Here is a 23,830-nt window from a genome sequence, read left to right as displayed (position 1 = left end):
TCAGCCCACCTTGCCGCTACCGAGGCTCGCCCACCGGCCCACCCGTTGGGGTGAAACGCCGGTGGTTGCGGTTCCCGGTTGCGGGGTAGCCGCCGGGAACCAGCCCCGGCAAAGGAGTCGCGATGACGGAGAACGAGAACCGGCCCCAGGACCCCGAAGCGGACCTCGCCCGCAGCCGTCAGTCCATCAAGGAGGCCAAGGAGGCCGCCGAAGAGGCCGACCTGGCCGACGCGGACGACGGCGAGGCGCCGGGCGAAGCGGGCTTCGATCCGGGAATGCGAGCCGATTAACCCGCCGGACGTCGGGTAAGTGGCCGGGAAATTGCCGTAGCGATCCCCGACTGGATACACTCCACCGAAGAACGACGACCATTGTGCAACTTGTCACACGTCACGTTCGCCGAGCGCACATCCAGCTGAGGAGCATTCCCGTGGCCCAGAAAGTCCTCGTCGAGATCCTGGACGACATCGACGGCAGCAAAGCCGCCCAGACCGTTCAGTTCGGCCTCGACGGCGTCACCTACGAAATCGACCTGTCGGACGACAACGCCACCGCCCTGCGCGACGAACTGGCCCGCTACGTTTCCGCGGGCCGCCGCATCGGGGGCCGCAAGGTCCGCGTGGCCACCGGCCAGTCGACCACGACCAGCACGACCGACCGCGAGCGCAACCAGCAGATCCGCGCCTGGGCCAACGCGAACGGCTACGAGGTGTCCGAGCGCGGCCGCCTTTCCTCCGAGGTGATCGCGGCTTACGAGCAGGCCCAGGCCGAGGAAGCGGAAACGCCCGCGGCCGCCCCGCGCAAGCGTGCCCCGCGCAAGAAGGTCGCCGCCGCGAAGAAGTGAGGCGGTGGCCGGTATCACTGGGGACCCGGCCCGTTGGCGGCAAGGACTGAACACCCTCGCCGCCGACGGAGGCCATTTCCCCCGGGTACGGGCAGCGACCGGCTCGTCACTTCCGGCACCGCCCGAATTCCCCGCCGGCATTCTTTTGGCTAGCCGGCCCGTCAGTAAACCGACCGGAGCAGCGAGACGACGTCGGCTTCCCGTGCCAGGCGCGGCGCGTTCTTCGTCACAGCGTCGGCGACCGCGTCCGCCGCGATGACCGGGATCCGGTCCCGTTCCACCCCCAGCTCCCGCAACGGCCGTTTGATCCCGAGCGCCCCGGAAATCTCCCGCACCGCGCCGATCGCCGAGCCGGGCGGCACCCGCAGCGCCCACGCCGTGCTCTCGTGAGCCGCGGCGGCCGCCTCGGCGCTGAACTCCATCACCTCCTCCAGCACCGCCGCCAGCGCGACGCCGTGCGGCGTCCCGGTGTGCGCGGTCAGCGCGTGCCCGATGCCGTGGACCAGCCCGAGTCCCGACAACGTCAGGGCGTGCCCCGCCAGGTGGGCGCCCAGCATCAGCTGTGAGCGCGCCTCGAGGTCGCTCCCGTCCCGGAAGGCCACCGGCAGCCAGCGCCCGACCAGGCTGACGGCCTGCGTGGCGTACGCGGCCGAGATCGGGCTCGAACCGCGTGAGGACAGCGACTCGATGCCGTGGACCAGGGCGTCCAGGCCCGATGCGGCGGTGACCGCGGCGGGCAGGCCCAGCGTGAGTTCGGGGTCCAGGACGGCGATCCGCGGCTTCACCGACGGGTGTCCGATGTAGACCTTGCGGCAGGCGCGGACGTCCTCGGTGACACCGAAGCCGTTGGTCTCCGCGCCCGTGCCCGCCGTCGTCGGGACGGCGATCAGGGGCAGGCCATCGGCGGCGTCCCACAGCCGGTCGGCGTCCGCGGCCAGCGCCTGCGGGTTGCCCGCGAGCAGGGAGATGCCTTTCGCCGCGTCCAGCGCCGATCCGCCGCCGAGCGCGAGCACCACGGCGTCGCCGAACGCGCGCAGGCGGGCGGCACCGCGGTCCAGCTCGGCCGTCGACGGGTTCGGCCCGACGTCTTCGTGGACGGCGTACTCGATGCCCGCCAGGATCTTCTCCACGCGGCCGACGATCCCGGTGGCCCGCAGCCCGCGGTCGGTGACGACGAACACCCGCGCGTGACCCAGCTGCTCGACGAAGGCGGGCAGTTCGGCGACGACGCCGGGGCCGTATTCGGTGCGGCCGCTCAGCTCGACGGACAGCCGCCCGCGGGTCAGATCCGCCACCGCCGCACCGCCTCTTCGTCCAGTTCGACGCCGAGCCCGGGCCGGCGCGGCACCTCGACCTCGCCCGCGGCGGTGATCATCACCGGCTCGGCCAGCATGAAGTCGCGGCGTTCCGGCGTCCACCCGGGCGGGTCCCAGGGGAACTCGAAGTACGGCCCGCCGCCGACGCCTGCCGAGACGTGCAGGTTGGCCAGCACGCCGATGCCGTTGGTCCAGCTGTGCGGCGTGAACGCGCGGTGCTTGAGCAGCGCCAGCTCGGCGAGCGTGCGGGCCCGGTGCATGCCGACCGCGAGCACGACGTCCATCTGGTAGACGTCCAGGACGTCCTCTTCCAGGTAGCGCAGCAGTTCCGGCACCGAGTGGTGCATCTCGCCCGCCGCGATCCGGACGCCCGGGTTCTCCGCGCGGAGGGTCTTGAACCCGGCCAGGTCGTGGTAGGGCAACGGTTCCTCGACCCAGAGCACGTCCAGCTCACCGAGCCGGCGCACCAGGTCCCGCGTCTTCGCGAGGTCGGCCGCGGCGCTCGTGTCCCCGGCCATCCGCCAGGACTGGTTGAGGTCGACCATGATCCCGAAGTCCGGCCCGAGCGCGTCCCGCACGGCCGCGACGGCGGCGACCCCTTCGGTGACGTGGTCGCGGTCGATGCGGATCTTCATCGCCCGGAACCCGGCCTCCCGGGCCCGCAACGCGGTCTCGACGCGCTCCGGCGGCGGCTTCAGCTCGGCGGAGGAGGCGTACGCGGGCAGCGCGCGGGCAGCGTTCCCGAACAGCGCCGCGACGGGCAGCCCGGCGACCTGCCCGACGACGTCCCAGAGCGCGGCTTCCAGCGGCCAGAAGCGGCCGCCGTGGAAGTTGGCCGTCTCGATCGCCTTGACGTGCCGGACGATGTCCAGCGGGTCCGCGCCGAGGAAGAGGTGCTCGACGGCGGCGAACCCGGCCATGGTGTCCCCGGAGCCGATGCCGGTGACGCCCTCGTCGGTGTGCACGCGCACGATGGTGGCGTCGAAGTGCCGCCGCGGCTCCGGATCCCACGCCGCCCGCAGCGGCGGATCGAGCGCGAGCCGCAGCCGGTCGAGCACGATGGCGGTGATCTTCATGGGCGCTCCCCGGTCCGGCCGGCAGTACGCCGACGGTAGGAGCGGGCGAAACCGGCGGGCAAGACCCGGCCTGACATCGCAACGCCCGTTGCGCTGACGCCAACTCCCGGTACGTTCCGTGCCATGCCCACGCCCGGACGAGGCGGCCTGCGCCGCGACCTGGACCTGCTGGAGGCCCTGGCGTCCCCGGAGGCGCGGCGCGCGGGCGGGCTGGGCGTCGTCCGCCTCGCCCAGCTCACGGGCCGCGAGAAGAGCCAGGTGTCCCGCGCGCTGAAGGCCCTGGCCGAGGAGGGAGTCGTCGAGCGCGACCCGGACACCCTCGGCTACCGCCTCGGCTGGCGCCTGTTCTCCCTGGTCGCCCGCACGATCGAGGACCGCCTGGCGCGCGCGGCCGAGCCGGTGATGCGCGACCTGGCGGCCGAGCTGGAGGAGACCACGCACCTCTGCGTCCTGCGCGACCAGGACGTCCTGACCCTGCTGTCGGTGTCGGGCCATTCGTTCCGCGCCCACGACTGGGAAGGCCGGACCGTCCCGGCCCGCAGCACGTCGGCGGGCCGCGTCCTGCTGCTCGACGCGACCCCGGACGAGCTCTACATCCGCTTCGCCGGGGTCCCTTCTCTGCCGGAGCTGTGGCTGAGCATCCAGGAGGCCCGTCGCGACGGCTACGCCCGGGTTCGCGAGGAGTTCGAGCCGGGGCTGGTGGGGGTGTCCGCCCCGATCCGCGACTTCCGCGGCCGCGTGGTCGCGGCGTTGAACGTCTCAGCCCCGGCTTCGAGGCTGGGAGACGGTCTCGAAGCCGCGGGCCGCGAAACGGCGAAGGCGGCGGCGGGCATTTCCGCCCACCTCGGCTGGGTGACCACGGCGGCGAATTGATCACCTCCCGGCCGACCTGCACCCAGACGACCATCCGCGGCGATCGGCGCATCGGGAACCGCACCCACGTCGGGCGACGTGCGCGACGTCAGGAGCCGACGCGATTCATCGACAACGCCTCGGGCGCGGTGTTGACCGCTGCCGGGACCCGGCGCCGGCCCAGCGGACTCCCCTTCTAGGCCGACCCGGCAAATCCGGCCTGCCACGGCCACACCAAGAGCTCGACAGTGGAGGAATTTCACCCCGAAGACCGAGTCCCGCAAACCTGCGGCAAAGTAACCCCACGGTGGCCGGGTTGATACACCCCCGCGTAACAGATATTTCTTTCCCCACGACTCCCAACGACACCCAGTTGCTGTTGGAACGACAACTCGGAGTCGCCGATGACCAGGGTACTGGAGTTATCGAAGACAGTTCTGCTGAACGATGTCGCCTTGAAGCTCGCCGCCTTCGTCATCGCGGCAGCGCTGGTGCGGTTGTTCCGCGGCCCCCTGTTGAACCTCGCCAGGAACCTGGTCAAGCGGCTTCCCGACACCGTCGAGGCACTACTGCGCCGCGGGGCGGATCAGCTCTACCCCAGCTGGCGAAGCAGAGCCGGCTTGTCCCGCCGCGACACCACCCTGGAGTGGAGACTGAAAGCCGTACGGACTTCGTGGCGGCCCGGGTTCTTCATCCTCGGTGGCGTCTACCTCGATCTCATGGTGCAGCCCGTCACCCTCAAGCGCCTCGAGAACTACGAATACAGCAACCTCGACCGAGTTCGCTACGACTGTGGTGGGTCGGCCTGCTACGTCGGGCACTACCTGTACCAGAACTTCCGCCACAAGAGCTACCTCTACTCACGTCTGGGCGAACAGACCGCGTTGAGCAGTGAGCTCCGCACCAAGCTGGACGACGAGGAGTGGATACGCCGGGCCCACTACCAACGCGACGCCCACATGCAGTCCGGTGTCTCCCTGCACCTGCTCCAAGCGGACAGCAGCTACCGGACGACGTTCACTCACAAGGGAGCGCTGGACTGCTTGGACTGGGGGCCGCTGCTGAAGAAGCTGGTCAAGAAAACCAGCCGCGGCGGTGTGCTCCACGTGTCCGGTTACTTCCGGACCGGACTGCACAAGGAACTCTGCCACTCCCTCGCCAACCTCTCGCCGAACCTCCTCGTTTGCGTCGACCACGGACGTTTCCTCCCGGAGGACCACAGGAGCTCCGCAGACGCACTTCTCGAAGCGTTCAGCCAGAGACTGATAGATCTGTACATCTGTACCTTTCCCGAACTATGCCGCCTGATGGTGCTCGCGGACGTCGAAAGCGACGGCGATTCGACGGTCGAGGAAACGCTGCAGAAGTTCGCTGCCAGCGGAAAATTACCGCGGGTGACCGTGATACGCGGCCATGCGGCCATGGACGAAACGTCGGCGCACATAATCCTGGACAACGAGCTGCTGCCGACCGTCTCGGTCACTCCCGGCCTGCCGCCGTCCCGGGACGTCCCTGGCCGGAACAACGCGTTCAACGCCGCAGTGATGTTCTACTTGACCAAGGGCAGCGCCGATGTGCCCCTGCCGGTGGCGATCAGCTCCGTCGTCCGCCAGGCTCTCGAGTCCTGGATCAGCACCGCGCGGGCAACCGGCCTCATGTCCTCGTGGAAAGGACCGTGACAGACCGGACGCCGGCCGGCTCGGTGTGCTCGACCGGTTCGGGCCCGGACCTCACAGACCGTACTGCTTGGCGATGTCCTTCCCGTGCGGCTGCCACCAGTCCTTCTCCACACTGCCGCCCTTCGGCACCGCCGGGTTGCAGTGGTACGTCGTGACCCAGTTGCCGCCGCCGTTGCCGTCCGGTTTCCAGTACGACGTCATGTCGTACTGGACGCCGTCGTCCTTCGCGTCCTTGTCGTACTGGACGGACTTGCGGTTGCCGTCGTAGCTCTCGCGCTCCGCCTTGGCGTCGTTGTAGTCCGCTTCCGCCTTGTCCCGGTCGGCCTTCGCGTCCTTGAACTCCTGGTTGAGCTTCTTGCCCTCTTCCATGATCGCCGGCTTGTCGTCCGGCGAGGCGTTCTTGTACGCGGCCTTCTTCGCGTTGAGCTCGGCCTCGAGCTCGTCGACCTTCTCCTGGTGCGCGTCGAGGGTGTCCTTCTTCGCGTTCACGTTCTGGTCGATCGAGCCGGGGTTCTTGCCCTCCGTGCCGTGCTTGGCGTAGGCGGGGTCGTTGCTGTACTTGGCGACTTCCTTCGAGAAGTAGTCCTGGTGCCACTTGTCGTTGACGCTGTCCGGGAACTTCGTCCCCGAGCCGCCCGTGTACTTCATGCCGAAGCTCTGGTTGCCTTGCTGGTGCTTGCCCTGGTGGGAGTCGACCTGGACCTCGGTGCCGTCGTGCTTGCCCAGCGAGTGGGTGTCGGTCTTGCCGCCACCGCCGGAGCTGCTGGCCTGCGTGTCGTCGGTGTTCTTGCCCTTGCCCTTCTTGCCACCGCCGCCGCGGGGGATGTTGCCCGCGTTGTCGCCGCCGCCCGGCTGGTCGTTCGTCTTGTTCTTGCCGCCCTTGCCGCAGGCGAGGCCGAGCAGGTCGCGGTCGGCCAGCGGGTTGTCGACGTAGGCGGCCGGGTTGGGCGCGGGGCCCAGCCCGAGCGGGTCCTGGCTCAGGTACCGGCCGGTCGACGGGTCGTAGTAGCGGAAGACGTTGTAGTGCAGCCCCGACTCGGCGTCGGCGTACTGGCCCGGGAACCGGAGCGGGGTGGCCGCCGGGCCGGTCTCGCGGCCCCAGAGGCCCGCGTTGCCGCGCCAGACCGGCGCCCCCGCCGCGTCGAGCAGCTCGGTCGGCTTGCCGACCAGGTCGGTGACGATCGCGAAGAACCGGTCCCGCAGCGTCGCCGCGCGCTCGACCTGGACGACCGGGCGGTCGTCGCCGGGGTGGTACTCCCAGACGGTGACGTGCCGGGTCTGCGCCGCGTCCACGTGCACCTGCTCCACCAGCAGCGCGCCGCTCCAGGTGAACTCGTAGGACTCGGCGACGACGCGGGCACCGGTGGCCGACGTGACGACGCGCTGCTTGGCGATCCGGCGGCCGATCGGGTCGTACCGGTACCACCACTGGTCGCCCTCGGGGGTCGTGACCGAAAGCAGGCGGTCCTGGCCGTCCCAGAGGTACCGCCAGACCCGGCCGCCCTCGTTCCGCGCGATCACCCGGCCCTGGACGTCGTGGTCGAAGGTGACGGCGCCGGCCGCGACCAGCCGGTTGTTCGCGTACCGGCGCGGCCCCGCGGTCGGCACCGGGCCGGGTTCCCTCGTCTCCACCACGTTCCCGGCGGGGTCGTAGCGGTAGGCCTCGCTGCCGGCCGCGCCGTGCACCTCGGCCACCCGCCCGGTGGCGTCGAGCACGAGCCGGGTCGGCCCGGCCGCGTCGTCGTCGATGCCGGTCAGCAGCCCGTCCGGCCGGTAGCTGAACCGCCGGTGCCGCGGCGGCGCCCCCGCGGCCAGCACCGACTGGCCGACCAGGTTGTCGTCGACGTCGAAGACCTGCGTGACCGCGACCCCGCCTTCGACGGCGCGCGAGACCTCGCGGCCACCGGCGTCGTGCTCGAAGCGCACGGTGTGCCCGGCGACGACGAGCGACGCGGGCCGCCCGGCGTCGTCGAAGGTCCACACACTGTCCACTCCGGACGGGGTGCGCCGCCGCACGGTGCCGTCGGCCTCGTAGGCGTGCGTCAGCGTCCGGCCGTCGACCGACTCGCTGAGCACGTTGCCCTCGCCGTCGTAGGTGACGCGGAGCTCGACGTCGGCCATGACCGCGGCCGTCATCCGCCCGACCGCGTCGTAGGTGAAGCGCGTCGTGCCGGCCGGGGAACGGCGTTCGACGACGTTGCCGAGCACGTCGCGGACGTATTCGGTGTGCTCGCCCGCGCCGTTCACCGCCCGGACGAGCCGGCCCGCCCGGTCGTAGCCGAAGCTGAGCGTGCGGCCGTCGAAGTCCGTTTCCTCGACCACCCGGCCCGCCGGGTCGTAGCGGTAGGTCCAGGTCTGCCCGAGCGGGTTGGTGACCGTGCTGGGCCGCAGCTCGGTGTCGTAGGTGTAGGTCGTCCGCGCGCCCGACGCGTCGATCGTCGCGGTCACCAGGTCGAACGGGCCGTACTCGGTCCGTTCGGCCAGCCCGGCGCCGTTGACGTGCTCGACCTCGTTGCCCTCCGCGTCGTAGCCGCGCGTCTCGCGCACGCCGGAGGGCCGCACGCGCAGCCGCTCGTGCCCGTCGGCGGTCCAGCCGAGCACGACGTGCTGCCCGGACCGGTTGAGCACCGACTTCGGCCGCCCGAACACGTCCCGCTCGACCGGCGGCGGCTCTTCGTCCCCGCGCGTCCAGGCGGCCTGCTCGGAGGTCAGCGGTTTCGCGATGCCGAGGGGCTCGGTGTACGGGTCCGGCGCCTCGTCGCGCGGGTAGAAGCGGGAAAGCACGGTGCCGTCGTCGGCGGTCGTCTCGATCGTCAGCCCGGCGGCGTCCTGGGTGACCCGCAGGACCGAGCCGTCCGGCCGGGTCACCGACCGGAGCCCGCCCCGCTCGTCGTAGGCGAACGACGTCGTGTGCCCGAGCGGGTCGGTGCGGGACAGCAGGCGGTCGTCGCGGTCCCACTCGGACGTGGTGACCTGGCCCAGCGGGCCGACCTCGCGGACGAGCTGGTTGGCTTCGTTGAAGTGGTACTCGCCGGAGTGGCCGAGGGAATCGGTGAACGTCGTGATCCGGCGCTCGGTGTCATACACGAACTCGGCGTCGTAGAAGCCGCGGTCGCCGATGGTGCGGACGCAGCGGCCGTCGGTGTCGTAGACGTAGCGGAACCAGGTGCCGTTGCGGTCCTGCCAGCCGGTGACGCGGCCCGCGCCGTCGTAGTCGTAGACCTGCGGACGGCCGGAGGCGTTGAACTCACTCGTCAGGCGTCCTAGCGCGTCGTAGCCGAAGCGCCGCACCAGGACCCGGGCCTGGCCGGCCGGGTCGGTCACGTGGACGGCGGTGACCCGCCCGCTTTCGGTCTCCAGCTCCACCCGGTACCCGGCGGAGTGCCGCAGGGTCCGCGGCGCGCCGAGGGCGTCGTAGCCGAAGTCGACCCGGGCGCCGTCTTCGTCGGTGACCGACTGCACGACGAGTTCGGCGGCGCCGCGTCCCGGCAACGCGGCGAACCGCAGTTCCCGGCCCCGCAGCGGATCGGCCTGGGTGTAGCTGCCGTCGGCGTGCCGGGTCAGCGGGCGCCGCGGCCCGTCCAGGGGCAGCACCGGCGTGCCCGGCGCGGCGAGCGGGTAGACGAGAGTGGTGCCGTCCGCGGCGTAGCACCGGACGTGCTCGCGGCCCACCGCCAGCCGCTGGTCCACAGTGGACACCCAGGTGGGGCCGAACCACCGGCCGGCGCGGTAGGACGAGACGTGCAGCCGCTCCAGCACCAGCGGCGACGGCAGCTCCAGGTCGAGCTGGTCGATCACGACGTTGCCGCGCGCGATGTCCACCGGGTCGGTCTTGCACTCCCAGGTTTCCTTGCCCCCGCCGCCGGTGTCGCCGGTCTTGCCCTTTGCCGGCGGCGGGTCGCCCGGGGTCTTGTTGCCGTTGCCGGAGTGGTCGCCCGAGGTCGAGGTGGAGTCGTCCTTGCCCCCGCCGCCGTCCTTGCCCCCGCCGCCGGCGTGGTCCCCGGACGACGAGCCGCCGCCCTTGCCCCCGCCCGAGTGGTCACCGGAGGTGGTGGTGGAGTCGCCGTCCTTGCCGCCCTTGCCGTCCTTGACGTCGGGCGACTTCGGGTTGCCGTCGATCTTCCCCGGCTTGGGCGGCGGGCCGACCTTGCCGCCCTTGATGTTCTTCAGTCCCTTGGCGGCGTCCTCGAACAGGGTGCCCGCCTTCTTCAGCAGCGGCACCAATGCCTTGAGTGCCTTGACGAGCTTGGTCGTGAGGCTCGCGATCTTCGACGCGGTCTTCGCGACGGCGGCGACGACCTGCGGCACCACCCAGGTCAGCCCGATGCCGAGGGTGAACACCACCTGCAGCGCCCACGAAATCAGGTGCCCGACGAGTTCGGCGATGATGTCGCGCACCAGCGTCCGGACCGCGCCGACGACCTCACCGGCGGTCTTCACGCCGCTTCCGGCGCCTTCGCACCCCTTCTGCGCGGCGGCCAGCAGCCCGGACGTGTCTTCGGCACGCTTGCGGTAGTTGTCGGCGGCGGGACCCTGCCAGCCGTTGAGGTCGGCCTTGACCGCGTTCGTCAGCTCGGTCGAGACGTCCTCGAGCTCTTTGGCGATGTTGTTCCAGGTCTGCGACTGCGCCGCGATCTCGTCGGCGTTCCCGGTGAGCGCGTTGAGCGCTTCCTTGAGCGGCCCGACGTGCTCGATCAGCCACCCGACGCCGGCGGCGAAGATCGCGCCGAAGGGGTCCATCACCGCGGTCAGCGCGTCCAGCGCGGTGCCCACCGCGCCCATCGCGACCGAGGCCCAGTCCCCGCTCTCGATGGCGTCCTTCAGGCCGATGGCGTCTTCGAGCAGCGGCACACCGGAATACGACTTCGTGGAATCCTGCGCCTGCGCGACCAACGGGTTACCCACAGCAACCGACTCCCTCGCCCAAGATCAGCATTCGGCCGATCCTAGTGACCCGGCAGGACACGAGCCGCGAGACCGCCGCGGCTTGCCCTTTCGACTCCCCCGGAGTTCCCCATCGGGCCGCCACGACATCTTGCGCGGCAGCACCGCCACGTAGTCTCAAGGCATGCTGATCACTCTGCCCACCGTGGGCGCGCCGCCGCGGGTCGACCGCGGCCGCGACGTGATCGGTCCGGCGGCGCACCGTGCGAAATAAGTACCCCCCCCCCGGCGTTTTCCGGCGGAACATCCAGGTGGCGACCGGCTTCGAACCCTGGCTGACGGTCGGGTTCGAGCGGCGCGTGCTGGTCGTGGCGCGGACCGTCACGACGGTGAACCGCTTGCTCGACGCGTTGACGCTGTTCGAAAACGACCATCGCGTCCAGGTCGTGTTCACCTACAACGAGCATCGGCCCGCCATCCTGGGCGCGGGGGTGCCCGCGCTGCTCCAGCGGCTCGGTGTCGCCGTCGTCGCGTGGGAGCGAGCCGTCGGCGAGCGGTTCGACCTCGTCATCGCGGCCAGCGAGAACGACGACCTGCACCTGCTCGGCTCGCCGGTGGTGCTGCTGCCGCACGGCATCGGGTTCCAGAAGTACTACCCGGGCGGCACGGTGATCGCCGGGATGGATCCGCGCCGGCTGGTCCGTGACGAGCAGGTGGTCCCGGCGCTCATCGCGGTGACCCACGAAGACCAGATCCACCAGCTGCGCCGGGTGAGTCCCCCGGCGGCGGACCGCGCACGCGTCGTCGGCGACCCCTGCCTCGACCGGATCAACGCCGGGACGCACCGCGCCGGGGAGTACCGGGAGGCATTGGGCGCCGCCGGCCGGAAACTGGTGACGATCGCGTCCACCTGGGGACCGGCCTCACTGCTGGGAACGCATCCACGGCTGCCGTTGCGGCTCGTGTCGGAGCTGCCGGTCGACGAGTTCGCGGTCTGCTTGGTGCTGCACCCGGGGATCACCGCGGCGCACGGTCCGTGGCAGGTCGAAGCCTGGCTGGCCCAGGCGCGGCAGGCCGGGCTGCGGGTGATCCCGCCCGACTCGGGGTGGCAAACCGCGATCACGGCCGCGAACTGCGTGATCACCGACAGCGGGTCGGTCGCGCTCTACGCCGCCTCCCAAGACCTTCCCGTCCTGCTGGCGGAAGGGGAACCCGCCACGCTCGTTCCCGGCTCGCCCGCTGCGGCACTGGCCGCGCGGGCGCCGCGATTGACCGGGGCGGAACCACTGCCTTCGCAGCTCGCGAAAGTGCTCGAGGGTCACGTGGCCGGCTGCCACGAGGAAGTCGTGCGCCGAGCGGTCGCCGTTCCGGGCCGGTCGGCCGCCCTGCTCCGCGCGGCGTTCTACGAACTGATGGGGCTGCCGGAGCCCGCCGGCGACGCCGAATTCACCAGCCACGAGCCGGTGCGGCCGGTGCGCACGGCGATCGCCGCCTACGTCACGGGCGCGGTGGCCGAGGCGGATTCGACCACCCTCCTGCGATTCCCGGCGACGGACGTGCCGCACCAGGTCGACCACCAGCACCTGTCGGCGCACTGCACGCGGGCGAGCCTGCGACAGCTTTCCGCGGCCGCGATCGTCTTCACCGACCTGCCGGAAGCCGAGCACGGCCGCTTCGCCGAGTGGGCCGCCGACACGCTCCGGCGGTGGCCCGACGCGCACCTCGCGGCCGCGCGCCTGCCGGGCCGCTGCCTGGTCCGTTCGCGGGACGGCCTGATCCGCGAGCTCACGCCGGACGATCCGGGGCTCGACCCGCTGCTGGCGGCGTCGCTGCCCTACCTCGGGCGGACCGCGCCGGCCGAGCTGATCACCGTGGGCGCCCGGACGGCGAAGGTAGCGATCCGAGTTCACTGAGGTATTCGTCGGTGCGCGGATGGCCGTAGGTGAACGCCTTGCCGAGCAGCTCCTGCCAGGCGAACCACGCTTCCTCGAGCCGCCCTTCGGCCGCGAGGATCCGGGCGCCGATCTCCCGCAGCTCCCACTCGTACTGCTCGGCGCGGGTCTGCTGCAGGAGCCGCGCCGCCCGTTCCCAGCACTCCCTGGCGCGCGACGGCTCGCCGATCGCGAGGTACGCCTTGGCCGCCACCATGTCGAGCCGGGCGGCGTTGCGTCCGGTCACGTGTTCCGCGGCCTGATTCGCCACCGCGAGCGCCTCTTCGGCGCGCCCCGCTTTCACCAGGATCGACGCGTGCATGCGCAGGTGGATACCCAGTGCGTAGCCGTGGCCGATCTCGCCGTCGACCGCCACCGCGGTGCTCAACCACTGTTCGGCTTCCGCGAGCAGCCTCGCGCGCTCTTGCCGCTGCGCTTCGGAGGGCGCCGTGACCGCGACGACGTCGTCGGCCTGCTCTTCGCAGCACCGGCCCCGGAATTCCGCCACGGACGACAGCAACCGGCGGCGGCGCCAGTCCGGGATCTCCGCCGATCCGGCCAGCCGCCACGCCCGCTCGAGGTCCTCGGCCGCGGGCGGGAACCACCGAGCCAGGAACCTCGCCCGGGCGCGCATCGACAGCGCTCGCGCGACGAGCGCCGGCGCTCCCTTGCCCCCGGCGGCGCGCTCGGCGTCCAGCGCTTCGGCGGCACGCACGGCGGTGTCGCTGATGTCGGCGAACTCCCGCCAGCGCCCACGCTGGTTGACGAGCACTTCGACCGCTCCGGCCAGCTGGCAAACCTCTTTGTGCCGCCGCCGCCAGTACCCCGCCCGCACCAGTTCACCGATCAACCCGAGATGCCGGTCCAGCCAGTCGAACCGGTCCTCGGGCAACGTCCAGGTGAGACCGGCCGGGACCACGTACTCCCGCAGCCGTCCCGGCTTGCCCGGCTGGTCGCCCGCGAGATCGGCCGCGACAACGTGATCACGCACGTAGCGGAGCAACCGGTCGAACGCAGCCTCGCGATCGGCGGGCAAGGTCGCCGCGTACTGCCCGGCCAGCGTGGTCAGGCGGTGCCAGCCACCCCGGGCCGGCTCGGTCAGCTGAGCGTCGACGACCTCCTCGAACACCCGCTCCCCGTTGCGGCCGCCCAGGTACGCGGCGGCGGTGGCGCGCGTGAACCAGCCGCCCGGGAACGTCGCCAGCTGAGCCGCCCCGAGGACGGCTTCCGCCGACAGTTCGGCGAACGTCCGCTGGAAGGCGTCGCGGACGGCTCCTTCGGCATCGACGACGCCGGTGGTCCGGTAGTGGGCCAGCAGGCCCGCCACCGGCTGGGGCTCACCGGCCCGCCGCGCCAGGGTCAGCCCGGCTTGCTGCACCGCGGCGGGCATGTGCCCGCACAACTCGACCAGCCGGCGCGCCTCGACGGGTTCGTCGGACGGCCGGACCGGCGACGCGAAGTCGGCCAGCAGCTCGAGCGCGCCGTCCTCGTCCAAGCCCCGCAACAGGATCGGTGCCCGGTCCAGTGCGGCGAGCTCGCGGGTCATGACGGAAGTGGTCACCAGCAGCAGGTTCAGCCGGAACGGCAGAAACGGCTGAAGTTCGGCCGCGAGAACGACGTTGTCCAGGATGATCGTGCACAGCCGCGTCGACAGCGCGGACCCGAACTGCTGGTCCAGACCGGCGTTGTCGACCACGAGTTCCGCGTCGGGAACGCCCAGCTCACGAAGTACCCGCTGCTTCACCACGGCCATGTCGACGACGCCGCCGACCCGCAGCCCGGCCAGATCGATCTCGATGGGGCGAACCGGAATCCGGTCCCGCGCGCGGTCGGCCAGCTGCCGGGCGAGCTCGGTGCGGCCCGAACCCGGCGGGCCGGCGATGACCCGCAGCCCCGACGTCGGCGGATCCGCCAGGTACCGCACGTGGTTGCGGTAGCCGGTGATCCCGGCCGGGCCGTGCACCTGCTCGGCGCCGGCGTGGACCGTGGTGAGCAGGCGCGCGAGGTCGTCGGCGAACTCGGGGTCGGCCCGCGCCGCGGCGAGGATCCGGCCGGTGTCCGGCGGCGCACCGCCGAGCTTGCCGCGCACCAGGTCGACGACGCGGCTGACGGCTTTGTCGACCCGCCCGACCAGCGCGGCCGCGGCGACCTTGGCCGCCTCGCTCGACACGACCTCCAGCACGTCGACCACGCACCCAACCCCCGCTCCGGTCCCGAAAGGCCACGCTAGCAGCGAGGACTTCGGCCGTCACGCCGAAGCGGAAGGGACCGTCCTCGTTTGCCCGATGCCGCCGGCTTCCTCCCCGCACTTCCAGCTGCCCAAAAGGAAGGGCCCCGCACCGATTCGGTGCGGGGCCCTCCAGCGGTGAAGCTGTGTTACTTCTTCTTGGCGGCCGACGTGCGCTTGGCCGGAGCCTTGGCGGCGGCGGGCTTCTTCGCCGCGGCGGTCTTGGTCGCGGCCGGCTTGGCGGCGGCGGCCTTCGCCCGCGTGGTGGTCGCCCGCGTGGTGGTCGCCTTGGCCGCGGTGGTCTTCGCCGCGGTCTTCGGGGCCGCCTTGGTGGCGGTCGCCTTGGCGGCCGGCTTCGCCGCGGTGGCGCGGGTCCGCGTGGTCGTCGCGCGCGTCGTGGCCGGCTTCGCGGCCGCGGCACGGGTCGTCGTGCGGGTCGTGGCCGCCTTGGCCGGCGCGGCCGCGGCCTTCGTGGCCGTCGCACGGGTCGCGGTGGCGCGCTTGACCGGGGTGGCCTTCGGCAGCTTCTTGGTGCCGCCGATGACCTCCTTGAACGTCGTGCCGGCGCGGAAGGCGGGCACGTTGGTCTTCTTCACCTTCACGGCCTCACCGGTGCGCGGGTTGCGCGCGGTCCGAGCGGCGCGGGCGCGCTTCTCGAACACACCGAAGCCGGTGATGTTGACCTTCTCGCCCTTGTTGACCGTCCGGATGATGATGTCCACCAGACCGTCCACGGCCTGCGCAGCCACCTTCTTGTCATCGCCCAGACGCTCCGACAGCGCCTCGATCAGCTGGGCCTTGTTCGTCATTCCAGTCCTCCATAGTGGAACTCGCCACGGCCCATCACGGCCGACGTCACACAGAGTATTACCAAGTGGGCTCAAAACCAAATGCGGGTGACGGCGAGTTCTCTTGTGTCGCCGGGGAAAAAGCGGCAGCAGCTCGGCCGCCGAGTCCCACCTGGACACACACGCGCAGCAAGAATGTGCGCCTGACCTGCGCAGACGACCTCGACGTCCGGCCGTGGTCCATTGAGGACACAGCCGGTCCGATCGCTCACCTGTTCGACCTGGGTGCCCGAAAACCCTGTCGGCCCAACGAGTACCGGCACTCGAACAGCCCAGCGCCGAGCGCAGAGCCGTTGCGGCTGAAGGTCGCGGGGATCTCCTCCGGCGCGACCAGAACCACGCGCGCGGGGCGCGTAGTGCGACGGATGCCGACGGGGCACCCGGATCCGGTTCGTCGAGCCGACCGGGACCGGCTGCCCCAGCACCGCTTCCAGATCCTCCGGCGTCACCGAGTTCGGCTCGGACGCGGTCCGCCGCAGCCGGGTGTGCCGCCGGGCGGTTTCGCCGAGCAGGCATGACCACACGGTGCAGCGGGTCTGCTCGCCCAGCCGGCCTTCCCCTTGTCCGGAGCCCCTCAGAGCCAGCCTCGGGTTTCGGCGAGGCGGGCGGCTTCGGCTCGGGTGCGGGCCTCGGTCTTGCCGATGGCCGAGGACAGGTGGTTGCGCACCGTTCCCGGGGTGAGGCCGAGGGCCCTCGCGATGTCGGCCACCGTGCCACCTTCGGCGGTCGCGCGGAGCACGTCGGCTTCGCGGCCGGTCAGCGGGCTGGTGCCGGTGGCGAGGGATTCGGCCGCCAGGGCCGGGTCGATGAACCGGAGTCCCGAGTGGACCCGGCGGATCGCGTTGAGCAGCTGCTCGGGCCGGGAGTCCTTGACCACGAACCCGGCCGCGCCGGCGGACATCGCGCGGGCGAGGTAACCGGGGCGGCTGAACGTCGTGCAGATCAGCACGCGGCAGGACGGCATCGCGTGCCGCAGCTCGGCGGCGACCGCGAGCCCGTCGCGCCCGGGCATCTGCACGTCGAGGAGCGCGACGTCCGGGTTCGTCCGGCGGGCCGCCGGGACGACGTCGAGGCCCGAACCGACCTCGGCCACGACGTCGATGTCCGGTTCGAGGCGCAGCATCGACGCCAGCGCCCCGCGCACGAGAGCCTGGTCGTCGGCCAGCAGGACGCGGATCACGCCGGGACCACCTCGGCGCGCGCGAACACGCGGTAGCCGCCGCGGGAACCACGACCGTGCTCGAGACGGCCCGACACCGCCGCCAGCCGCTCGGTCAGCCCGGTGAGACCGTGCCCGGCCACCGGTTCGGTGGTGACCGTGCCGTCGTCGGTGACCTCGACCCAGCCGGGACCGACCCGGATCCGGCACTGCCCCGCGTCGGAGTGCCGGAGCACGTTCGTCACCGCTTCCCTTACGACATAACCGAAGACTCCGCGAAGCTCCGGCTCGACCTCGTCCACCGAAGCCGGCAGCTCGGCCTGCACCCCCGCGGCGCGCAACGCCAGCCGGGCCCCCGAAAGCTCGGTGGCCAGCGACACCTCCCGGTACCCCGAGACGGTGGCGCGGACGTCGGCAAGGGATTGGTGGCAAAGGGTTTCGAGGTCGCGGACCTCGGCGAGCGCGAGGCCGGTGTCCGCGGCCGACTCGAGGATGCGCCGGGCGAGCCCGAGCTTGACGGCCATCGTGGACAGGTTGTGGCCGAGGATGTCGTGCAGCTCGCGGGCCACCCGTTCGCGTTCGGACGCCACGGCCATCCGCCGGATCTGCTCGCGGGCGGCCTTCAGGTGCCCGGTCGTGAACGTCAGCGCGAAAACGGTCCCCACCGCCGCGGTGACACCGCCGAGCGTGGCCACCTGGGACCAGCCCACCCGCCCGGACGACGCCAGCATCCACACGAGCTGGGCGGCCGCCGTGGCGAACCCGAGCGGGAGGGAGTAGCGCAGCGGCAGCAGCATCAAGCCGATCGCGATGGCGAAGGTCAGGTCGGTCAGGTGGTCCGGCGAGCCGAAGAGCAGGGCCGGCGTGCCACCGAAGGCGAACAGCGCCGCGACGACGACCGCCCGCTGCCGCCGGGCCGCCGACGGCGCGAACCACAACGCGAAGAGGTAGCCGGCGCCGTAAAGAGCGATGGCCACGAGCGCGAAGATCGTCCGCGGCGCACCGTGCCCCCCTTGAACGACCATGGTGACCCGAGGCAGCAGGACCAGCAGCGCGAGGCCGTTGACGACCACGGGCGCCACCCGGCGCCGCCGGTCCGCCCAGAAGCTCCAGTCCGGCCACTGCCGGACGGAGAACCGGCTGAGATCGCGCTCGCTCACCCGCCCACCCTAAGCACCGGGTTCGCGGGCCGCCCCATGACAGATGGCACAGGGCGCTCGCACCGGACAGTGGTCCGGTGGGAGCCATGGAGACGATGAAGAAGATCTTGCCCGTGGCGCTCACCGCGGCCGCGGTGGTGTCGGGGGTGTCCGCGGCCGAGGGAACACCGGTGGTCTGGGGGCCGTGCCCGGCCGACGTCGCCAAGCCCGGCTTGCAGTGCTCGACCCTCGAACTACCGCTGGACTACCGCCACCCGGACGGGCGAACGATCACGGTCGCGATGTCGCGGCTGGCGAGCGCGAAGCCGGCGCAACGCCGCGGTGTCCTGCTGGTCAACCAGGGCGGCCCGGGCCTGACCGGCCTCGGCTTCCCGGTGTCGCTGGTGGCCGCCGGGCTGCCGCAAAAGGTGCGGGACACCTACGACGTGATCGGGTTCGACCCGCGCGGGGTCGGCCACAGCACCCCGATGACCTGCGACATGACGCCCGCGCAGACCGTGGAGAGTGTGAACCCGCCCTTCCCGCACGGCCCGGCGGACGTGGCGAAAGCGGCCGAGGCCGCGAAGACCGTCGCCCGGCAGTGCACGACCTCGGAGACGGCCGCGGTGCTGCCGTTCATCACCACCGCCAACACCGCACGCGACATGGACCGGATCCGGGCCGCACTGGGCGAGCCGAAACTGTCGTACTACGGCGATTCCTACGGAACCTACCTCGGTGCGGTGTACACGACGCTGTACCCGCAGCGCAGCGACCGCATCGTCCTGGACAGCAGCCTCGGACCGGAAGGCTACGACGCCGAAGCGCTGCGAAGCCAAGGGCTGGGCTTCGAAACCCGCTTCCCCGATTTCGCCGAGTTCGCGGCGGCAGACCCGGCGCAGTACGGCTTGGGCGCCACTCCGGCGGCGGTGCGCGCGAAGTACTTCGAACTGGCCGAGCGCCTGGACCGGGCACCGGCGCAGGGCTACGACGGCACGACGTTCCGCACCATCACCGCGGCCCTGCTCCGCTCGGACGCCGCCCTGCCCGCTCTTGCGAAGTTGTGGCACAAGCTCGACGTGAACGAGCCGGTGTCCCCGGCGACCGGCTCCCGCGCGGGCTCCGACAACTTCGCGGCGAGCTACCTCGCCGTGGTCTGCGGTGATTCGCGGTGGCCGCAAGCGGTGGGGACCTATCAGCGCGACGTCGCGATCGACCGCGTCCGCTACCCGATGTACGGCCCGTATGCGGCCAACATCCGGCCGTGCGCGTTCTGGCCGGCCCCGGTCGAGCCTCGGGTCCGGATCTCCGGCCACGGCCCGGCGAACGTGCTGATGCTGCAGAACCTCCGCGACCCGGCCACCCCCGTGCCGGAAGCCCTCCGCCTGCGCGTGGCTTTCGGCGACCGCGCGCGCTTGGTCACGGCCGACCAGGGCGGCCACGTGGCTTACCTCAACGGCACGAACCAGTGCGGAAACGACGCCGTGAGCGACTACCTCGCCACCGGAAACCTCTTGGCGCACGACACTTTCTGCCCGGCCTGACCATGCGAACCGGGTCGGACAGTCGTCACGTCGTGGCGAAAGCGGTCCTGGTGAGCCGCTCCGAGACCGCCCAGACGCGCCGCGCTTCCTCCTCGTCGCGCAACGGCCGGTACAGCCGTTGCGCGGCGGGCGGCCCACCGAGGCCGCCGGGCCCGCTGGGGCCGTAGAGGACGTCGGGCCCGGCTGCCGGGTCGGTCGCGGCCATCAGTGCGGGCAGCTTCGCCGTCTCGACGGTGCCCACCAGGATGCCGCGTGCCGACAACGCCCGGATCAGGCGGACCTGCACGGTGTCCTGACCACGGCCCAGCTCGGGCCGGGCGGCCAGGAGACTCGTCGGCGCGACTCCGGGGTGCGAAAGGGTGCTCGTGATGCCCCAGCCCTGTGCCCGGCTGCGGCGTTCGAGTTCCAGCCCGAAGAGGCCGAACGCGATCTTGGACTGGCGGTAGGCGCGCATGCCGTCGTACGAGCGCTCCCAGTTCAGGTCGTCCCAGTTGATGCGGCCGCTGCGGGCGGCGACGCTGATCTGCGACGTCACGCGGGCGCGGCCGGCGCGCAGCAGCGGGAGCAGCCGGGCGACCAGCGCGAAGTGGCCGAGGTGGTTGGTGCCGAACTGCAGCTCGAACCCGTCGGCCGTGGTCTGCCGGTCCGGTGGCGTCATCACGCCGGCGTTGCCGACCAGGATGTGGATCGGGTCGCCTTCCGCGCGCAGGGTTTCCCCCAGCGCCGCGACCGAGTCCAATGAGGACAGGTCGAGGTCGCGCAGCGAGGCTTTCGCGCCCGGCGCGGCCTTTTCGATCGCGGCGAGCGCGGCCTCGCCCTTGCGCGTGCTGCGGACCGGCATGACCACCTCCGCCCCCGCGGCGGCCAGCCGGGTGGCGATGCCCAGGCCCATCCCGTCGCTGGCGCCGGTGACGACGGCACGCCGTCCGGACAGGTCGGGGACGGTGATGTCGATCGGCTTGCGTGGCATCGGTTCCGCTCCTTCGTGGGTTGCCGGGTCTCGGCAACGATCATCGGACGGCACCGCGGGCTCATCCAGGACTTGCCGATCCCCGGCTCACCGGATCACCTGTTCGTGCGCGAGAGGGGGATCGGCAGGCCGTGGCAACCGGGTCCCGCGCCCGGTAGACAGGGGGCAGCACGCGAAGGAGGCGACGTCGTGATCGATCGCACCGGGCTGGCGGAGTTCCTCCGCAACCGCCGGGCGGCCCTGCAGCCCGAGGACGTCGGCCTGCCCCGCGGACCGCGCCGAAGGACCAGCGGGCTGCGGCGCGAAGAAGTCGCCGCCCTGTGCCACATGTCGGCCGACTACTACTCCCGGCTCGAACGCGAGCGCGGCCCGCAGCCCTCCCCCATGATGCTCGCCTCGATCGCCCAGGGCCTGCACCTGTCCCTCGACGAGCGCGACCACCTCTTCCGCCTCGCCGGGCACAACCCACCGGCGAGGGGAGCCGCCACCGACCACATCGGCCCCGGCCTCCTGCGCGTCCTGGACCGCCTCGGCGACACGCCCGCCGAGATCGTCACCGAGCTCGGCGAGACCCTGCGGCAGAGCCCGATGGGCGTCGCACTCACCGGCGTCACGACGCACTACACCGGACCCGCCCGCAGCAGCGGCTACCGGTGGTTCACCGACCCCGCCGCCCGGCGGATCCACGCGCCGGCCGAACACGCGTTCCTGACGCGCATGTACGCCTCGGGGCTGCGCGAGATCGTCACCCTCCGCGGCCCCGGTTCCCGCGCCGCGCACCTGGCCGAACTGCTCCTGGAGCGCAGCGAGGAGTTCCGGCGCGTGTGGGACGACCACGAGATCGGGATCCGGCCCCGCGAGGTCAAGCACTTCGACCACCCCGAGGTCGGCGCGCTGGAGCTGACCTGCCAGCGGCTGGTCGACCCGGACCAGGCCCACCAGCTGCTCGTCTACACCGCCACCCCCGGCAGCGAAAGCCACGAAAAGCTGCAGGTGCTGGCCGTCATCGGAGCGCAGCCGCTCCCCTGAGCCGCCGGAAGTCCGGCACCGTCAGTGGCCGGCACGCAGACCGGCGAGGTGGATGCGGACGAAGCGGCGCCAGCGGGTGTCGTCTCCGTCCGGCGAACTCGCGACCACGGCCCGGATCCCGACGATGAGCGCCTTGAGGTCGTCGCCGGTGACGTCCGCGGCGAGGACCCCGGCGCCGACCGCTTTGCGCGTCAGCTCGCGGAGGCTGTTCACCGTTCGCTCGCTGACCTCGTCGCCGGAAAGCCGCTCCGTGAGGGCGGCGGCGTAACGCCTCTTCTCGGCGTTGAACACCCCGATGAACTCGAGGAAGCGTTCCAGCCCGGCGCCGGGGTCCGGGTCGGCCAGCGCGGCGGCGGCGGCCTCGTCGACCTCTTCGACGAAGACTCGCGCGATCGCGTCGAGGAGGGCTTCCTTGCCCGCGAACCGCCGGTAGATCGTGCCGACGCCGACACCGGCCCGCGCGGCGATGGTCTCCATGCTCGCCTGCGGACCCTGCGCGGCGAAGACCTCGCGCGCCGCCCGCAGGACGATCTCGTCATTGCGCAGCGCGTCCCGGCGCGGCGCCCGTGCTCTGTTCATCCGCACCAGTGTAACGATTCGGAATCCGGATTCCGAATCGTGTTATCTTGAATCCAGATTCCGTTTCGTCTTCGAGGAGTACCCATGAGCACCACCACCGCCTGGCGGAGCGTCACCCCCGGCAGCACCGCGCTCGCCCGCGTCACGATCGAGCGGCGCGAGCTGCGCCAAGACGACATCGCGGTGCGCATCGACTACTGCGGTGTCTGCCACAGCGATCTGCACCGGCTCCACGGGCTGCTCGGCGAGCGGGACCTCGTGCCGGGCCACGAGGCCACCGGCACGGTGACCGCGGTCGGGGCGGCGGTCACCGGCTTCGCGATCGGCGACCGCGTGGCGATCGGCACGATCGTCGACTCGTGCGGCGAGTGCGCGATGTGCCTGGCAGGGCAGGAGAACTACTGCTACGACCGGCCGACCACCACCTACGGCGGCACGGACCGCGTCGACGGCACGCAGACCATGGGCGCCTACAGCCGCGAGTACGTCCTGCGGGAGAAGTTCGCGTTCCGCCTGCCCGACGGCCTCGACCCGGCCGCCGCGGCGCCGCTGATGTGCGCCGGGATCAGCGTCTGGGAGCCGATGCGCGCCGCCGGCGTCGGGCCCGGCACGCGCGTCGCCGTCGCCGGGCTCGGCGGGCTCGGGCATCTCGCCGTGAAGCTGGCCGGCGCGCTGGGCGCCGAGGTCACCGTGCTCAGCCGCAGCGCCGCGAAGGAGGCGGACGTCCGGGACCTCGGCGCCACCCTGCTGGTCACCACCGACGAGACCCAGGTGGCCGCGGCCCGGGGCCGGTTCGGCTTCGTCATCGACACGATCCCCGGCGAGCACGACCTCACCCCGCTGATCGGCATGACCGGCCTGGACGGCACCCTGTGCGTCCTCGGCAATCCCCTCCAGGCGGGCCCGCAGCTGTGGGCGCTCGGCGCCGGCCGGAAGAAGCTCACCTCGTCCGGCACCGGAGGCTTGCGGCACACCGTCGAGATGCTCGAGTTCTGCGCGGAGCACGGCATCGCGGCCGACGTCGAGGTGCTGCCCTCCAGCGCGGTCGGGACGGCCCTCGACCGGCTCGCCGCCGGTGACGTCCGCTACCGGTTCGTCCTGGACATGTCCGACCTGGACACCCCGGCGAGCTGACTCCGGCCGGGTCGACCGTTCCGGGCGCGCCGGCGTGATCCGCGCGACCCGCTCGACGGCGACGTCGTAGCGGATCCGCTCGAAAGTGGTTTCAGGCACGGGTGTTCATCGCCGGAGTCGGCGCGCACCGCGTGGTCGGTGAACTCGATCGAGCGCGGCACCTTGTAGCGGACCAGCCGGTCCGCGAGGAAGTCGAGGATCTCCCGCGCCGTCGCGCCGGGCTCGGCCTGCACCACGGCGTGGACGCGCTGGATCAGGTCGCCTTCAGGCAGATCTCCCCGATTTCGCCCGGCGGGAGCTCTTCGCCGCCGTAGAGCTCGCCGTGTGCCACAACATCCGGATCGAGGAGAGGTCGTGCGCCCCGCCAGCCTCGAGGAAGAACGACGTTCTGGCGATCATCGACCGGCCGGAGGCACTCCGCTACCTCGCCTCGGCCCGGGCGATGAGGTGACGAACACAGCTCAACTACCGGTTGAGCACCTACCCACAACAAAAAGCCGTGCTGACCTCAGTCAGCACGGCTTCTGTCTGTACCCCCGATGGGATTCGAACCCACGCTACCGGCGTGAGAGGCCGGCGTCCTAGGCCGCTAGACGACGGGGGCTAGGAACTTCCCTGG

Annotated in this window: 18 protein-coding genes and 1 tRNA gene; 9 read left to right on the top strand and 10 right to left on the bottom strand. The window is 71.7% G+C overall.

The window, feature by feature from the left end:
* Positions 1 to 122: 122 nt before the first annotated feature.
* Entirely contained in the window at positions 123 to 290 is a 168-nt protein-coding gene (locus tag EIY87_RS47975; RefSeq protein ID WP_191983948.1) for a hypothetical protein, read from the top strand.
* 140 nt (positions 291 to 430) lie between these two features.
* Complete coding sequence (locus EIY87_RS04545; protein ID WP_125306375.1) at positions 431 to 844, top strand: histone-like nucleoid-structuring protein Lsr2; 414 nt, start codon at positions 431 to 433, stop codon at positions 842 to 844.
* 161 nt (positions 845 to 1,005) lie between these two features.
* Here EIY87_RS04545 and EIY87_RS04540 read toward each other — a convergent pair whose 3' ends face one another.
* Together EIY87_RS04540 and EIY87_RS04535 are read right to left on the bottom strand one after the other, a co-directional pair.
* Positions 1,006 to 2,139 carry an iron-containing alcohol dehydrogenase family protein gene (locus EIY87_RS04540; protein WP_225439704.1) on the bottom strand — a complete coding sequence of 378 codons (1,134 nt, stop codon included), beginning with the start codon at positions 2,137 to 2,139 and terminating at the stop codon, positions 1,006 to 1,008.
* On the bottom strand, positions 2,127 to 3,236 hold the full coding sequence (locus EIY87_RS04535; RefSeq protein WP_125306374.1) for a mandelate racemase/muconate lactonizing enzyme family protein: 1,110 nt from the start codon (positions 3,234 to 3,236) through the stop codon (positions 2,127 to 2,129). The genes EIY87_RS04540 and EIY87_RS04535 overlap by 13 nt, the downstream gene beginning before the upstream one ends.
* 123 nt (positions 3,237 to 3,359) lie before the next feature.
* On the opposite strand from EIY87_RS04535, the gene EIY87_RS04530 reads away from it, so the two are divergent.
* Both EIY87_RS04530 and EIY87_RS04525 read left to right on the top strand, forming a co-directional pair.
* Positions 3,360 to 4,109 carry an IclR family transcriptional regulator gene (locus tag EIY87_RS04530; protein WP_125306373.1) on the top strand — a complete coding sequence of 250 codons (750 nt, stop codon included), beginning with the start codon at positions 3,360 to 3,362 and terminating at the stop codon, positions 4,107 to 4,109.
* A 383-nt stretch (positions 4,110 to 4,492) separates the two neighbouring features.
* Positions 4,493 to 5,767 (top strand): hypothetical protein, encoded by a 1,275-nt coding sequence (locus EIY87_RS04525; protein WP_125306372.1) that lies wholly within the window; start codon positions 4,493 to 4,495, stop codon positions 5,765 to 5,767.
* 51 nt (positions 5,768 to 5,818) lie between these two features.
* Here the strand turns inward: EIY87_RS04525 and EIY87_RS04520 are convergent, their stop codons facing one another.
* Positions 5,819 to 10,672 carry an RHS repeat-associated core domain-containing protein gene (locus EIY87_RS04520; RefSeq protein WP_125306371.1) on the bottom strand — a complete coding sequence of 1,618 codons (4,854 nt, stop codon included), beginning with the start codon at positions 10,670 to 10,672 and terminating at the stop codon, positions 5,819 to 5,821.
* A 290-nt stretch (positions 10,673 to 10,962) separates the two neighbouring features.
* On the opposite strand from EIY87_RS04520, the gene EIY87_RS04515 reads away from it, so the two are divergent.
* Positions 10,963 to 12,564 (top strand): hypothetical protein, encoded by a 1,602-nt coding sequence (locus tag EIY87_RS04515; protein WP_225439703.1) that lies wholly within the window; start codon positions 10,963 to 10,965, stop codon positions 12,562 to 12,564.
* Here EIY87_RS04515 and EIY87_RS04510 read toward each other — a convergent pair.
* The 4 genes from EIY87_RS04510 to EIY87_RS04490 form a co-directional block, all read right to left on the bottom strand.
* Positions 12,518 to 14,773: a hypothetical protein gene (locus tag EIY87_RS04510; RefSeq protein ID WP_125306370.1), complete on the bottom strand. Its 2,256-nt coding sequence runs from the start codon at positions 14,771 to 14,773 to the stop codon at positions 12,518 to 12,520. The genes EIY87_RS04515 and EIY87_RS04510 overlap by 47 nt on opposite strands.
* A 185-nt stretch (positions 14,774 to 14,958) precedes the next feature.
* Positions 14,959 to 15,618, bottom strand: coding sequence for an HU family DNA-binding protein (locus EIY87_RS04505; protein ID WP_125306369.1), 660 nt, complete (start codon positions 15,616 to 15,618; stop codon positions 14,959 to 14,961).
* A 613-nt stretch (positions 15,619 to 16,231) separates the two neighbouring features.
* On the bottom strand, positions 16,232 to 16,837 hold the full coding sequence (locus EIY87_RS04495; RefSeq protein WP_125306368.1) for a response regulator transcription factor: 606 nt from the start codon (positions 16,835 to 16,837) through the stop codon (positions 16,232 to 16,234).
* Positions 16,834 to 17,976 (bottom strand): sensor histidine kinase, encoded by a 1,143-nt coding sequence (locus tag EIY87_RS04490; protein WP_225439701.1) that lies wholly within the window; start codon positions 17,974 to 17,976, stop codon positions 16,834 to 16,836. Before EIY87_RS04490 ends, EIY87_RS04495 begins: the two co-directional genes overlap by 4 nt.
* An 86-nt stretch (positions 17,977 to 18,062) precedes the next feature.
* On the opposite strand from EIY87_RS04490, the gene EIY87_RS04485 reads away from it, so the two are divergent.
* On the top strand, positions 18,063 to 19,499 hold the full coding sequence (locus EIY87_RS04485; RefSeq protein ID WP_225439745.1) for an alpha/beta hydrolase: 1,437 nt from the start codon (positions 18,063 to 18,065) through the stop codon (positions 19,497 to 19,499).
* 25 nt (positions 19,500 to 19,524) lie between these two features.
* Here the strand turns inward: EIY87_RS04485 and EIY87_RS04480 are convergent, their stop codons facing one another.
* The gene (locus tag EIY87_RS04480; protein ID WP_125306367.1) at positions 19,525 to 20,469 is read right to left on the bottom strand and encodes an SDR family oxidoreductase; all 945 of its coding nucleotides are present in this window, start codon (positions 20,467 to 20,469) and stop codon (positions 19,525 to 19,527) included.
* Between the two features lie 189 nt (positions 20,470 to 20,658).
* On the opposite strand from EIY87_RS04480, the gene EIY87_RS04475 reads away from it, so the two are divergent.
* A complete protein-coding gene (locus EIY87_RS04475; protein ID WP_125306366.1) occupies positions 20,659 to 21,498 on the top strand; it encodes a helix-turn-helix transcriptional regulator in 840 nt (279 codons plus the stop codon).
* 21 nt (positions 21,499 to 21,519) lie between these two features.
* Here EIY87_RS04475 and EIY87_RS04470 read toward each other — a convergent pair whose 3' ends face one another.
* Entirely contained in the window at positions 21,520 to 22,077 is a 558-nt protein-coding gene (locus EIY87_RS04470; RefSeq protein ID WP_125306365.1) for a TetR/AcrR family transcriptional regulator, read from the bottom strand.
* 84 nt (positions 22,078 to 22,161) lie between these two features.
* On the opposite strand from EIY87_RS04470, the gene EIY87_RS04465 reads away from it, so the two are divergent.
* Both EIY87_RS04465 and EIY87_RS04460 read left to right on the top strand, forming a co-directional pair.
* A complete protein-coding gene (locus EIY87_RS04465) occupies positions 22,162 to 23,211 on the top strand; it encodes an NAD(P)-dependent alcohol dehydrogenase (protein WP_125306364.1) in 1,050 nt (349 codons plus the stop codon).
* Between the two features lie 101 nt (positions 23,212 to 23,312).
* Positions 23,313 to 23,525 carry a hypothetical protein gene (locus tag EIY87_RS04460; protein ID WP_125306363.1) on the top strand — a complete coding sequence of 71 codons (213 nt, stop codon included), beginning with the start codon at positions 23,313 to 23,315 and terminating at the stop codon, positions 23,523 to 23,525.
* A gap of 217 nt (positions 23,526 to 23,742) precedes the next feature.
* Here EIY87_RS04460 and EIY87_RS04455 read toward each other — a convergent pair.
* A tRNA-Glu gene (locus tag EIY87_RS04455) sits at positions 23,743 to 23,815 on the bottom strand.
* Positions 23,816 to 23,830 lie beyond the last annotated feature (15 nt).

The sequence above is a fragment of the Amycolatopsis eburnea genome, assembly GCF_003937945.1.
Classification (GTDB): Bacteria; Actinomycetota; Actinomycetes; order Mycobacteriales; family Pseudonocardiaceae; genus Amycolatopsis; species Amycolatopsis eburnea.
The sequence above is the reverse complement of the archived record's forward strand: the minus strand, read 5'-3'. Positions and strand labels throughout refer to the sequence as shown.

What these genes read in the sequence shown, in the direction of transcription:
- EIY87_RS04525 (WP_125306372.1), top strand. Translation starts at nt 4,493, where the DNA reads ATGACCAGGGTACTGGAGTTATCGAAGACAGTTCTGCTGAACGATGTC.
- EIY87_RS04530 (WP_125306373.1), top strand. Translation starts at nt 3,360, where the DNA reads ATGCCCACGCCCGGACGAGGCGGCCTGCGCCGCGACCTGGACCTGCTG.
- EIY87_RS04470 (WP_125306365.1), bottom strand. Translation starts at nt 22,077, where the DNA reads ATGAACAGAGCACGGGCGCCGCGCCGGGACGCGCTGCGCAATGACGAG.
- EIY87_RS04485 (WP_225439745.1), top strand. Translation starts at nt 18,063, where the DNA reads ATGGAGACGATGAAGAAGATCTTGCCCGTGGCGCTCACCGCGGCCGCG.
- EIY87_RS04535 (WP_125306374.1), bottom strand. Translation starts at nt 3,236, where the DNA reads ATGAAGATCACCGCCATCGTGCTCGACCGGCTGCGGCTCGCGCTCGAT.
- EIY87_RS04505 (WP_125306369.1), bottom strand. Translation starts at nt 15,618, where the DNA reads ATGACGAACAAGGCCCAGCTGATCGAGGCGCTGTCGGAGCGTCTGGGC.
- EIY87_RS47975 (WP_191983948.1), top strand. Translation starts at nt 123, where the DNA reads ATGACGGAGAACGAGAACCGGCCCCAGGACCCCGAAGCGGACCTCGCC.
- EIY87_RS04480 (WP_125306367.1), bottom strand. Translation starts at nt 20,469, where the DNA reads ATGCCACGCAAGCCGATCGACATCACCGTCCCCGACCTGTCCGGACGG.
- EIY87_RS04465 (WP_125306364.1), top strand. Translation starts at nt 22,162, where the DNA reads ATGAGCACCACCACCGCCTGGCGGAGCGTCACCCCCGGCAGCACCGCG.